The sequence below is a fragment of the Marinobacter alkaliphilus genome (genome assembly GCF_055394375.1).
Genome location: NZ_AP043751.1, coordinates 24,561 through 36,267 on the forward strand (window position 1 = coordinate 24,561; position 11,707 = coordinate 36,267).

Annotated in this window: 10 protein-coding genes; 1 reads left to right on the top strand and 9 read right to left on the bottom strand. The window is 58.4% G+C overall.

Going from position 1 to position 11,707, the window contains the following annotated elements; genetic code table 11:
* Window positions 1-5: 5 nt before the first annotated feature.
* From ribA to ACZ5Q2_RS00160, 6 genes are all read right to left on the bottom strand, one after another.
* Window positions 6-560 carry a GTP cyclohydrolase II gene (gene ribA / locus ACZ5Q2_RS00135; protein ID WP_396631704.1) on the bottom strand — a complete coding sequence of 185 codons (555 nt, stop codon included), beginning with the start codon at window positions 558-560 and terminating at the stop codon, window positions 6-8.
* Window positions 561-749: 189 nt separating this feature from the next.
* The gene (gene moaC, locus ACZ5Q2_RS00140; RefSeq protein WP_058090996.1) at window positions 750-1,232 is read right to left on the bottom strand and encodes a cyclic pyranopterin monophosphate synthase MoaC; all 483 of its coding nucleotides are present in this window, start codon (window positions 1,230-1,232) and stop codon (window positions 750-752) included.
* 91 nt (window positions 1,233-1,323) lie between these two features.
* Entirely contained in the window at window positions 1,324-2,304 is a 981-nt protein-coding gene (locus tag ACZ5Q2_RS00145) for a Nudix family hydrolase (RefSeq protein WP_072678056.1), read from the bottom strand.
* Window positions 2,285-3,502 carry a bifunctional glutamate N-acetyltransferase/amino-acid acetyltransferase ArgJ gene (gene argJ / locus ACZ5Q2_RS00150; protein WP_432210563.1) on the bottom strand — a complete coding sequence of 406 codons (1,218 nt, stop codon included), beginning with the start codon at window positions 3,500-3,502 and terminating at the stop codon, window positions 2,285-2,287. The genes ACZ5Q2_RS00145 and argJ overlap by 20 nt, the downstream gene beginning before the upstream one ends.
* A 102-nt stretch (window positions 3,503-3,604) precedes the next feature.
* Window positions 3,605-6,337: a preprotein translocase subunit SecA gene (secA, locus tag ACZ5Q2_RS00155; protein WP_230713967.1), complete on the bottom strand. Its 2,733-nt coding sequence runs from the start codon at window positions 6,335-6,337 to the stop codon at window positions 3,605-3,607.
* A gap of 89 nt (window positions 6,338-6,426) precedes the next feature.
* Window positions 6,427-7,362, bottom strand: coding sequence for a M23 family metallopeptidase (locus ACZ5Q2_RS00160; protein WP_230713965.1), 936 nt, complete (start codon window positions 7,360-7,362; stop codon window positions 6,427-6,429).
* Window positions 7,363-7,597: 235 nt separating this feature from the next.
* Here ACZ5Q2_RS00160 and ACZ5Q2_RS00165 point away from each other — a divergent pair, with 235 nt between their 5' ends.
* Window positions 7,598-8,050 (top strand): DUF721 domain-containing protein, encoded by a 453-nt coding sequence (locus ACZ5Q2_RS00165; RefSeq protein ID WP_061333016.1) that lies wholly within the window; start codon window positions 7,598-7,600, stop codon window positions 8,048-8,050.
* Between the two features lie 11 nt (window positions 8,051-8,061).
* Here the strand turns inward: ACZ5Q2_RS00165 and lpxC are convergent, their stop codons facing one another.
* The 3 genes from lpxC to ftsA form a co-directional block, all read right to left on the bottom strand.
* Window positions 8,062-8,976: a UDP-3-O-acyl-N-acetylglucosamine deacetylase gene (gene lpxC / locus ACZ5Q2_RS00170; protein ID WP_058091002.1), complete on the bottom strand. Its 915-nt coding sequence runs from the start codon at window positions 8,974-8,976 to the stop codon at window positions 8,062-8,064.
* A gap of 216 nt (window positions 8,977-9,192) precedes the next feature.
* Complete coding sequence (gene ftsZ / locus ACZ5Q2_RS00175; protein WP_058091003.1) at window positions 9,193-10,350, bottom strand: cell division protein FtsZ; 1,158 nt, start codon at window positions 10,348-10,350, stop codon at window positions 9,193-9,195.
* Window positions 10,351-10,452: 102 nt separating this feature from the next.
* Complete coding sequence (gene ftsA / locus ACZ5Q2_RS00180) at window positions 10,453-11,688, bottom strand: cell division protein FtsA (protein WP_058091004.1); 1,236 nt, start codon at window positions 11,686-11,688, stop codon at window positions 10,453-10,455.
* Window positions 11,689-11,707 lie beyond the last annotated feature (19 nt).

Below are 11,707 nucleotides of genomic sequence, written 5' to 3' on the forward strand. Positions count from 1 at the left end.
CTCAATCAGGCCGGGTCGTCATCCTGATGAGTCTCGAGCCAGTGGCCGAGCTTGCTTTGCTTGGTATTGAGATAGTGTTCGTTGTGCGGGTTGCGACCCACGTGCAGGGGAACCCGCTCCGAAATCTGAATTCCGTAAGACTCCAACGCCTTGACCTTCCTGGGGTTGTTGGTCATCAGCTTCAGGCTTCGGATCCCCAGGTGCTCGAGCATGTCCTTGCACATGCTGTAGTCCCGCAAATCCGCACCGAAACCCAGCCGCTCGTTGGCCTCTACGGTATCTGCCCCCTGGTCCTGCAACCGGTAGGCGCGAATCTTGTTCAGCAACCCGATGCCACGGCCTTCCTGGCGCAGGTACATCAGAATGCCACGGCCTTCGCGGGCAATGCTGCGCAATGCTTCTTCCAGCTGATACCCGCAATCACAACGCATACTGTACAGGGCGTCGCCAGTCAGGCACTCGGAATGGGTACGTGCCAGCAGCGGCTCATCGCTATCAATATCGCCCAGCGTTAGTGCCACATGCTCCTTTCCGGTGTCCGGCTCCTCAAAGCCGTGCATGTCGAACACACCGAAGGGGGTGGGCAAACGGCAGGTCTCAATGTAACGAACAGCCACTGTATTTCCTCGTGGTTCTGACAAATTGGGCGGGCATTCTATCATGCGGCTGCTTGCCTGGCGTAGTGTTGGCACGTTTACTCTCCGAATACAGTGTGGTCGGAAAGAGTACGGCCAAGGCCAGAGAGCAGATCATTGTTCCGGCGCGCGCCAGTGTCCCGAGCGGCCACCCTTCTTTTCCAGCAGCCGCACACCATCCACCACCATCGCCTTATCAACGGCTTTGCACATGTCGTACAGGGTCAAAGCGGCAACACTGGCAGCCGTGAGCGCCTCCATCTCGACACCGGTCTGCCCCGACAGCTTGCAACGGGTAAGGATATGCACAGAGGCGCCATCCGCCCCCGGAGACAACTCCACTTTCACCGATGTCAGGTTCAGGGCATGGCACAGGGGAATCAGGTCATGGGTCTTCTTGGCCGCCATGATGCCGGCGATACGGGCGGTAGCCAGCACGTCGCCCTTGGGATGCTCACCATCAATGATCATTCGCAGGGTTTCCGGCGCCATGCGGATGGTTGCTTCCGCCCGGGCCTCCCGCTCGGTGACGGCCTTGCTCGTCACATCCACCATTCGGGCTTCACCCTTATCATCCAGATGGGTCAACTTGCTCACGCTGTACTCCCCGCTCGTTGTTGATCTGTCACTGTTTAACCACTGTCGCACAGGCTGATGCCGGCGGAAATCCGTAATCTCCGCCAGCGGCTCACCACCAGAAACCGATACCGGCAATGCCCTGGCCGCCCCGCTCACGACACAGTGTTTCATGACCTGGCGCCAGCCCCCCCAGCCCGTAGACTGGAAGCCTGGCATTGGCCACCAGGAATTCGAACTGCTCCCAGCCGATTCCGGGTTGCCCCGGATGGGTGGGCGTTTCCAACACCGGGCCCAGCGTCGCGTAATCCGCACCCAGAGCCGCCGCATGGTGCAGCTGCCCCTGGTCATGGCAGGACACCCCCAGCCATCGATCGGCCGGCACAGGGCGCCTTGAGAGCGCCTGAGCTTCACGCCAGGGCAGGTGCAGGCCGGCAGCTTTCGGAAACGCACCAAGCAAGCGCGGATGCCCATGCAAAACCAGTCCGACACCGGCACCGGAACAGATCGGCAAAGCCTCTGCCGCCAGTTTCAGGTAATCGTTATCCGGCAATTGAGGCGCCCGAAGCACAACCAGCTGCCCCGCCATCCCGCCAATCGACCGTTCCAGCCTGCTGATACCGTCCTGCCAGGATGCCATAGGGCCAACAATCGCGAGGCGCTGCGGTAAATTGAGTGCCCTGATGATCGGGCGGTTGGCGGCGGGGAAATCCGCATCGGCGAGCTCGCACGGGCGCAGCCAGCTGATCGGTTGCCCTTCCCGGCCCTCTGGCTGCCCCTCGGCTTCGGTGGTTCTCCAGACATCCAGGAAAACCTGTTTATCGCCGTAATCATGTCGAATACCGATCACCGGCTCCAGGCTGGCCAGGGGCACCTGCAGGCCGGTTTCCTCGGCAATCTCCCGAACCAGGGCCTGCTGTACGGTTTCCCCCGACTCCACCTTGCCACCCGGGAACTCCAGCAGTCCGCCCTGATGCACGTGATCCGGACGGCGGGCAATCAGAACCCGGCCGTCACGGATAATGACGGCGACGGCAACGTGGATCTGCTTCTTCCCCGCCAGGGTCTCAGGCTCAGGTACGGTATTCGGCATTGATGGTCACATAGTCGTGGGAGAAGTCACAGGTCCACACGGTTTCCTGAACGCTACCGCGCTTGAGGTCGATGGCAATGGTGATTTCTTCCTGGCTCATTACCCGCTGACCCCGGTCTTCGGAGTAATCATCGGCACGGCCACCATTGCGCACCAGGCAGACATCCCCCAGATAGATTTCCAAAGAGCCCAGGTCCAGGTCCGGCACACCCGCGCGCCCCACCGCCGCCAGAATCCGGCCCCAGTTGGGGTCCGAAGCAAACAGCGCGGTCTTCACCAGCGGCGAGTGCGCGACGGTATAGGCCACATCGAGGGCCTCCTGCTGGCTGGCCGCACCGCTGACATCGATGGTGACAAACTTGGTGGCCCCCTCACCGTCCCGGACAATGGCATGGGCCAGGTCCAGGTATACCTGGCGAAGGGCTTCTCTCAGCGTCGGCAGGTGCGGGCTGTCTGCGGTGATTTCCGGCCCATCGTACTGGCCACTGGCCATCAACATGCAGGCATCGTTGGTGGAGGTGTCGCCATCAATGGTAATCCGGTTGAACGACTTCTCGCCCAGCTCCGACGCCAATGACTGCAGCACGTCGGGTGCAATGCGGGCGTCGGTGGCGATAAACCCGAGCATGGTGGCCATGTTTGGCCGGATCATGCCCGCGCCCTTGCTGATGCCGGAGATGGTCACCGCATGGCCACCCAGATCCACCCGCACAGACGCACCTTTGGGCCGGGTGTCGGTGGTCATGATGCCACGGGCGGCTTCCGCCCAGCGGTCTTCCCGGGCACTGGCCAGGGCTTCCGGCAGCGCCTTGACAATCTTGTCGACCGGCAAGGGCTCACCGATCACACCGGTTGAGAACGGCAACACTGCGTCAGGGCTAACGCTTGCTTCGGCGGCCAGCGCTTCACAACAGCGCAGAGCATCGGCCATGCCACGTTCGCCGGTACCGGCGTTGGCATTGCCGGTGTTGATCAGCAGGTAGCGGGGTGCGCCCTGGGCCAAGTGTTTACGGCTGAGTACCACAGGAGCCGCGCAAAACTGATTGCGGGTAAATATGCCCGCTACCCTCGCCTCCGGCACCAACTCAAACACCACTATGTCTTTACGCCCGGGCTTTTTGATACCCGCACTCGCAATCCCCACCTTGATACCCGCCACCGGGTAAAACTCGGGTAAGGTTCCGGGACCTACTGCCATGCCTGCCTCCTGAATTTATCCGAAACTGTAAACGACAAAACCCGCATACCGCCCATACACTGGCCGATTGCGGGTTCTGGTGCCGAGGTTGCTGCTCAGGTTTTAGCTGACCTTACCGCAACACTGCTTGTACTTCTTGCCAGACCCGCAGGGACACGGCTCGTTTCGCCCTACCTTGCGCTCCTGGCGAACAAATGTCTCCGGGGTGCCCTGGGCCTGGTTGCCCTGGCCAGCATCCTCACCCTGGGTGGCACTGGTCTGATCGTGCCGCAACTTGGCCCGGGCCATTTCCCGCTCCAGCTCTTCCTTGCGGCGGCGCTCGATCTCTTCCATCTCTTCGCGACTCTGAACCCGGACATGACACAACACACGGGTGACGTCACGCTTCATGGTGTCCAGCATGGTCTCAAACAGGTTGAAGGCTTCGCGCTTGTATTCCTGTTTCGGGTTCTTCTGAGCGTAACCGCGCAGGTGGATACCGCGGCGCAGGTGGTCCATGTTCGACAAATGCTCCTTCCACAGGGTGTCGAGCACCTGCAGGAACACCTGTTTCTCGAACTTGCGCATGGGCTCTGCGCCAGCAATCTCTTCTTTCGCCTTATATTCGGTGACGATGGCCTCGAGAATCTTCTGGCGCAGGTTTTCCTCATACAGCTTGCTGTCTTCATCCAGCCACTGTTGAATCGGCAGATCAATCGCCATTTCAGATTGCAGCTGCGCTTCCAGCCCGGCCACGTCCCACTGTTCCGGCATGCTCTGGGGCGGAATAAACTCGCTGACCATAGCGTCAACCACATCGCTGCGAATGGTGTCGACCATCTCGGAGATGTCGTCAGACGCCATCACCTCGTTACGCTGGTCGTAAATCACCGTGCGCTGATCGTTGGCTACGTCATCGTATTCCAGCAGGGTTTTACGCATGTCGAAGTTACGACCTTCCACCTTGCGCTGGGATTTCTCGATGGCGTTGGTGACCATACGGTGCTCGATGGCCTCACCCTTTTTCATACCCATGGCCTGCATCAGGTTCTTCACCCGTTCAGGCGCAAAGATCCGCATCAGGTTATCTTCCAGCGACAGGAAGAAACGGGAAGAACCCGGATCGCCCTGACGGCCGGCCCGACCCCGTAACTGGTTGTCAATCCGCCGGGATTCGTGACGCTCGGTACCGATAATATGCAGACCACCGGCATCCAGCACCTGATTGTGGCGTTCGGTCCATTCCGCCTTCATGCGGGCGACTTCTTCCTCGGACGGATTATCCAGGGCGGCCACTTCGTATTCCCAGTTACCGCCCAACACAATGTCCGTACCACGACCGGCCATGTTGGTTGCAATCGTCACCGCGCCGGGGCGGCCCGCCTGGGCAATGATCAGTGCCTCAGAGTCATGCTGCTTGGCGTTGAGGATCTTGTGCTCGATGCGGGCCTTCTTGAGCAGCATGGACAGCAGCTCGGAGGCCTCGATGGACGCGGTACCCACCAGGATAGGCCGACCTTCACCCGTGACATCCTTGATCTCATCAATGATGGCGTGGAACTTTTCTTCCTGGGTCAGGTACACCAGGTCGTTGTAGTCAATCCGCTGAATGGGCTTGTTGGGCGGAATCACCACCACGTCCAGACCGTAGATCTGACGGAATTCGAAAGCTTCGGTGTCTGCGGTACCGGTCATGCCGGCCAACTTGTCGTACAGACGGAAATAGTTCTGGAAGGTGGTCGACGCCAGGGTCTGACTCTCGGCCTGGATCTTCAGGCCTTCTTTCGCCTCGATGGCCTGGTGCAGGCCTTCGCTCCAGCGGCGGCCCGGCATGGTCCGGCCGGTGTGTTCATCAACGATCACCACCTGACCACCCTGAACGATGTAGTCGACATCCTTCTGGAACAGGTGATGAGCCCGCAGGGCCGAATGAACGTGGTGCAGCAGGCTCAGGTTGGCTGCCGAGTAAAGGCTTTCGCCCTCCTGCAGCAGGCCTCGCTCCAGAAGTAATTCTTCAACCTTCTCATGACCGGCCTCGGTGAGCTCCACCTGGCGTGACTTTTCGTCGATGGTAAAGTCGCCGGAGCTTTCTCCGGATTCACTGACCTCGCCTTTTTCAAGGCCCGGAATCAGCGTATTGATGGCCTGATAGAGCTTCGAGGAATCTTCGGCAGCACCGGAAATAATCAGGGGGGTACGGGCTTCGTCGATCAGGATGGAATCCACCTCATCCACGATGGCAAAGTTGAGACCGCGCTGAACCTTGTCATCAATACTGAAGGCCATGTTATCGCGCAGGTAGTCAAAGCCGAATTCGTTGTTGGTACCGTAGGTGATATCCGCCTGGTAGGCGGCGCGCTTCTCTTCCGGTGGCTGACCAGCAACGACCACGCCAATGGTCAGGCCAAGGAAGCGATACAGCTTGCCCATCCACTCGGCATCACGGCTTGCCAGGTAATCGTTGACGGTGACAACGTGAACGCCCTTGCCGGGCAATGCGTTGAGATAAACCGCTGCGGTGGCCACCAGGGTTTTACCCTCACCGGTCTTCATCTCGGCAATGCGGCCTTCGTGCAGGGTCATACCACCAATCAGCTGTACGTCGTAATGACGCATGCCCATCACCCGGCGGCTGGCCTCGCGAACGGTGGCAAAGGCTTCGGGCAGCAGGGCATCCAGGGCTTCGCCCTCATCAAGACGCCGGCGGAATTCAGCGGTCTTGCCCTGCAACTCGGTGTCCGACAACCCGCCCAGCGCCTCTTCAAGTTGATTGATGCGCGTAACGGTTTTGCGCATCCGCTTGATTTCTCTGGCGTTTTTACTGCCGAACATCTTCGTTGCAAGCTTTGTGAACATAGACCACTGCTTCTTCAGTTAAACGGAGGAAGCCGGCATTCTAACCTTATTTGGCGACAGGACAAAAGGTGGGGTTCACGGGAATGGAATCAGCGGCTTGCGCGCTGGATATATTTCTCAGGATTTTCGGACTTGCCATTGCGGATCACTTCAAAATGCACGTGGGGGCCAGTAGACCGGCCGGTGCTTCCCATCAGTGCCACAACCTGCCCTTTCTGGACCACATCACCGGTTTCGACCTTGATGGTCTTGGCGTGGGCATAACGGGTAACCAGCCCGTCGCCGTGATCTACCTCAACCAGATTGCCGTAGCCAAAGCGGTCACCGGCAAAGGTCACAACGCCGGCACCGACAGTGATGATATCACTGCCTTCCTTACCCGCCAGATCCACTCCGGCATGCCAGCGGCGCTTGCCAGTGAAGGGGTCGGTACGGTATCCGTAAGGGGACGACAACCAGCCCCAGGTAATGGGACGGCCCTGCAGATACAGCTCGTCTTCGAGCTTGTTGCGGGACGCCACCTTATCAAGCAATCGCAGCTGCTTTTCACGATCATCCAGCGTGCGCTCCAATTGCTCGATCATATCGGTCAACTCATGGGCACTGTAGGACTCACCACCCATACCGTCTTCGGGGCCACCAACAGCCGCCGGCTGATCAAAGTTGAATTCATCGCTGGCCACCAGCCCGGACTCAACGAAGCGCTGACCAAGGGCATCCAGTCGCAGAAGCCGCCCCTGGATATCACCAAGCCGGAGTGTCAAAGCGTCCACCTGCTGCTGCACGTTCTCCCGAACCCGCGTCACCTCGGCCCGTTGCTCCTGAAGCTTGTCTTGCCAGGTAGATACCAGTTCGGTCTCTGTGGGCTTTTTAGCTTCCGCTTTTGCCACGGCCACCTGATAACCCGCCCAGCCAGCCGCCAACAGCAGCGCCAGCACAGTAAACACCAGAGCTGCAACAATACCGGCGTTGAGCGCGATTGCCCGGGAACGGCCGTGGCGTTTGCCAACGAATATTACGTTCATATCGTCATTCGATTTCATTGAAGAGCCGCATACCTGTCCCTGTAGTGCTGCGGCCCGGAAATAAATATCCGAGCGGTTCTGCTATCCTTGGCAACAACTACGTACTGATAAATCGCAGCGCCCGGTAGACATACTCATTACCCACAATGTAAAACGAGTGTGTTATCAGCGCTACGCACAAAGCGTGCCGAAGTGTAACCAATCGTAAACAGTCCCGTCGAGAAAAAAGCCGGTTATGAGCAAAAAAAATGACCAAAAAATGATCTTTGGCAAAGTGGCTTCCAGCCCCGGCTCTACTCTGAAAGCCCTGCTGACCAAAGCCGAGCTTCACCAGCAGGCGGAACAACTGGTGCTCGACGCGGTTCCGGAGGAGCTGGCAGACGGCACGCGTTTTGTCAGCTGTACCGACGGAGAACTGGTGCTGGCCACCGACAACGCCAGCAAGGCTACCCGGTTACGGTTCCGGCAACACGAGATCATGGAAAAGCTGCGGGAGCAGGAGTTGTTCAGGTTTGTCTGGAAGGTTCGCATCAAGGTGTCACCCTTGAGGTACCGGGACAAACCGGAGGCGAAAATGACGCCCCTCAGCAAAGAAAATGCCCGGCTCCTCAAAGAGGAAGCCGGGCACACGAAGGATAAAGCACTACGCGAGGTTCTCGAAAAACTCGCAAGCCACGTCCGGGATTAAGGCTTCCGGCCTTAACCCACCGCGAGCACAGGTTTCATGTAAGAGATAGGAGCAGTGGCTTCATCATCGAAGGTCACCACTTCCCATGCGTCTTCTTCCGCCCTGAGCTTGCGCAGCAGCTTATTATTCAAGTCGTGACCGGATTTGATACCGCGGAACTCACCGATCAGGCTGTTGCCCAGCAGGTAAAGATCGCCGATCGCGTCCAGAACCTTGTGCTTGACGAACTCATCGTCATAACGAAGGCCATCTTCGTTAAGGATCTTGTAGTCGTCGACCACAATGGCATTGTCCACGCTGCCACCCAGCGCCAGGTTCATCGCACGCAGCTTCTCGATATCGCGCATGAACCCGAAGGTACGGGCACGGGAGACTTCCTTCACAAAAGACGTGCTGGAGAAATCCACCGTTGCGGTCTGGGCACGACCCTTGAACACAGGATGGTCAAAGTCGATACCGAAGCTGACCTTGAAGCCTTCAAACGGCAGGAAGGTCGCTTTCTTGTCACCTTCTTCGATGGTGACTTCCCGCTTGATGCGGATAAACCGCTTGGCGGCATCCTGTTCGGAAATGCCGGCAGACTGCAGCAGGAATACGAACGGCCCAGCTGAACCATCCATAATCGGCACTTCCGCCGCGCTCAGTTCGACATAGCAGTTGTCAATGCCAAGACCAGCCATGGCTGAGAGCAAATGCTCTACGGTCGCCACACGGACACCGTCATTTACCAGCGTCGTGGACAGCATGGTCTCACCTACATTTTCCGCGCATGCCCGGATCTCAACCATCGGGTCGAGGTCCGTACGGCGGAAGATGATGCCCGTATCAACCGGGGCCGGCTTCAGGGTCAGGTAAACCTTTTCCCCTGAGTGCAGGCCGATACCGGTCGCACGGATGGTATTTTTGAGTGTCCGTTGTCTGATCATCGGTTCATCATTCCGTCACAAAAAGTCGATATTCTGAGCAAAAAACTGCCCGGAGAATACCAGAATTCAAGACTGAGTACCATTTAGCCAACATGACTTTACTTAAAAATTGCAATAGTCATCCGCTATGGCCAACCAGCTCACGTTTATTCCGGACTAAAGGTTCCATTTCACTGCATTGAAACCGATACCCCCGAACACAGGTGAGACAGATTATCAATCAGCCTGCCGGCGAAGGAATGCGGGAATATCGAGATAGTCCACGCCCTGCTCTTCGCTTTCTTTGCTCTGGTCCAGCGCCACATTGCCCTGCGAAACCGCACGACGACGCAGCACAGCAGGCCGGTCCAGCTGGTTGTAATCGGTCTTGCCGTCCAGTGTGCGTGAGTTGTCCACCACCTTGGTGGGCTTCTCACGTTCACCACCGAGACCCGTCGCCACCACGGTGACCTTGAGCTCGTCGGTCATTTCCGGATCGATAACCGTGCCCACCACTACCGTGGCGGCGTCTGACGCAAATTCACGAACGATATCGCCAACTTCGGAGAATTCGCCCAGATTCAGATCCATGCCGGCGGTAATGTTGACCAGGATGCCTTTGGCGCCCTGCAGGTTGATGTCTTCCAGCAGCGGGCTGCGAACGGCGGCCTCAGCAGCTTCACGGGCGCGGTTCTCGCCGGTGGCACGACCGGTACCCATCATCGCGTTGCCCATTTCGGACATCACGGTTTTAACGTCGGCAAAGTCAACGTTGATCATACCGTTGCGGGTGATCAGGTCAGCGATACCCTGAACCGCGCCCAGCAACACGTCGTTGGCGGAGGCAAAGGCGTCCAGCAGGCTGGTCTTCTTACCCATCACCGCCAACAGCTTCTCATTCGGGATGGTGATCAGTGAATCAACGCTCTCGCCCAGCTCTTTCAGGCCGGACTCGGCCACGCTCATACGCTTGCCACCCTCAAACTGGAACGGCTTGGTGACCACGGCAACGGTCAGGATACCCAGCTCCCGGGCGACTTCCGCGACAACAGGCGCGGCACCGGTGCCGGTTCCACCGCCCATACCGGCGGTGATAAACACCATATCCGAGCCACTGAGCGCCTCGGCAATACGGTCACGATCTTCCAGGGCAGACTGACGGCCCACTTCCGGGTTGGCACCAGCACCCAGGCCCTTGGTGATGTTGCCACCAAGCTGGATAATCTGGCGGGCGTCCAGGTCTTTCAGTGCCTGGGCGTCTGTGTTGGCGCAGATAAATTCCACACCTTCAATGTCGCTGTTAAGCATGTGACGAACGGCGTTACCGCCACCGCCGCCAACACCGACAACCTTTATAACTGCGTTTTGCTGAACACTATCAACGAGTTCAAACATATCCCCTACTCCTTCGTGCTGTTTCCGGTCTTTCCAGACCGGTTTCATTCGATCGTTTGGTGTTTTTCGAGATACCTTCGTGTACTACCTGCTGATTCACCGTCAGAAGTGACCGGTAAACCAGGCTTTCATGCGCTCAATCAGGGAAGGTGCATCCTCCCCTTTGAGCACCGGCGCCCGGCCAAGATCCATTTGCCGGAAGCCATGAATCAACAACCCCACACCCGTGGCGTAGATCGGGTTGTTGACCACTTCGGTCATGCCGGAGACCGCCTGCGGACAGGCCAGCCTTACCGGCATGTGGAAGATTTCTTCGGCCAGCTCCACCACCCCTTCCATGGTGGACGAACCGCCCGTAATCACGATGCCTGCGGGAATCATGTCTTCGAATCCCGACCGGCGAAGTTCCGACTGCACCAGGGTGAACAGCTCCTCGTAACGAGGCTCCACCACTTCCGCCAGCGCCTGCCGTGACAGGTCTCTGGGCGCCCGGTCCCCGACACTGGGCACCTTGATGGTTTCATCGGCACCGGCGAGCTGAGTCAGCGCGCAGGCGTATTTGATCTTTATCTCTTCGGCATTTTGCGTTGGCGTGCGCAGCGCCATGGCAATGTCATTGGTGACCTGATCACCGGCAATGGGAATCACCGCGGTATGGCGGATCGCACCGCCGGTAAACACTGCGATGTCGGTGGTGCCCCCACCGATATCCACCACACAGACACCCAACTCTTTTTCATCCTCGGTCAGAATCGCGTGGCTCGATGCCAGCTGCTCAAGGATGATGTCGTCTACCTCAAGGCCGCAGCGCTTCACACATTTCTCGATGTTCTGTGCCGCGTTTACCGCGCAGGTCACCAGGTGCACCTTGGCTTCCAGGCGCACACCAGACATGCCCATGGGCTCCTTGATGCCTTCCTGGTTATCGATCACGAATTCCTGCGGCAGGATATGCAGGATTTTCTGATCAGCGGGTATGGCAACCGCCTGGGCCGCGTCGATCACCCGGTCGATATCGGCCTGGGTCACTTCCCGGTCGCGGATGGCCACGATGCCGTGGGAGTTCAGGCTCTTGATATGACTGCCCGCGATGCCTGCGTAGACCGAATGAATTCGGCAGCCAGCCATCAGTTCAGCTTCCTCCACTGCCCGCTGGATGGCCTGAACCGTGGTTTCGATATTCACCACCACCCCCCGCTTGAGGCCGCGGGACGGGTGTGAGCCGATACCAACCACTTCGATGGTTCCATCCATCTTGCGCTTGCCGACAATCGCAACCACTTTGGAAGTTCCGATATCCAGGCCGACAATCATGTTTTCCGTTTCAACCGATGACATGTGTTTCACCAAACCCCAG

Bases quoted from the DNA above. Each gene is read 5' to 3' on its own strand.
- ribA (WP_396631704.1), bottom strand. From the start codon at position 560: ATGCACGGCTTTGAGGAGCCGGACACCGGAAAGGAGCATGTGGCACTA.
- ACZ5Q2_RS00145 (WP_072678056.1), bottom strand. From the start codon at position 2,304: ATGCCGAATACCGTACCTGAGCCTGAGACCCTGGCGGGGAAGAAGCAG.
- argJ (WP_432210563.1), bottom strand. From the start codon at position 3,502: ATGGCAGTAGGTCCCGGAACCTTACCCGAGTTTTACCCGGTGGCGGGT.
- secA (WP_230713967.1), bottom strand. From the start codon at position 6,337: ATGTTCACAAAGCTTGCAACGAAGATGTTCGGCAGTAAAAACGCCAGA.
- ACZ5Q2_RS00160 (WP_230713965.1), bottom strand. From the start codon at position 7,362: ATGAACGTAATATTCGTTGGCAAACGCCACGGCCGTTCCCGGGCAATC.
- ACZ5Q2_RS00165 (WP_061333016.1), top strand. From the start codon at position 7,598: ATGAGCAAAAAAAATGACCAAAAAATGATCTTTGGCAAAGTGGCTTCC.
- lpxC (WP_058091002.1), bottom strand. From the start codon at position 8,976: ATGATCAGACAACGGACACTCAAAAATACCATCCGTGCGACCGGTATC.
- ftsZ (WP_058091003.1), bottom strand. From the start codon at position 10,350: ATGTTTGAACTCGTTGATAGTGTTCAGCAAAACGCAGTTATAAAGGTT.
- ftsA (WP_058091004.1), bottom strand. From the start codon at position 11,688: ATGTCATCGGTTGAAACGGAAAACATGATTGTCGGCCTGGATATCGGA.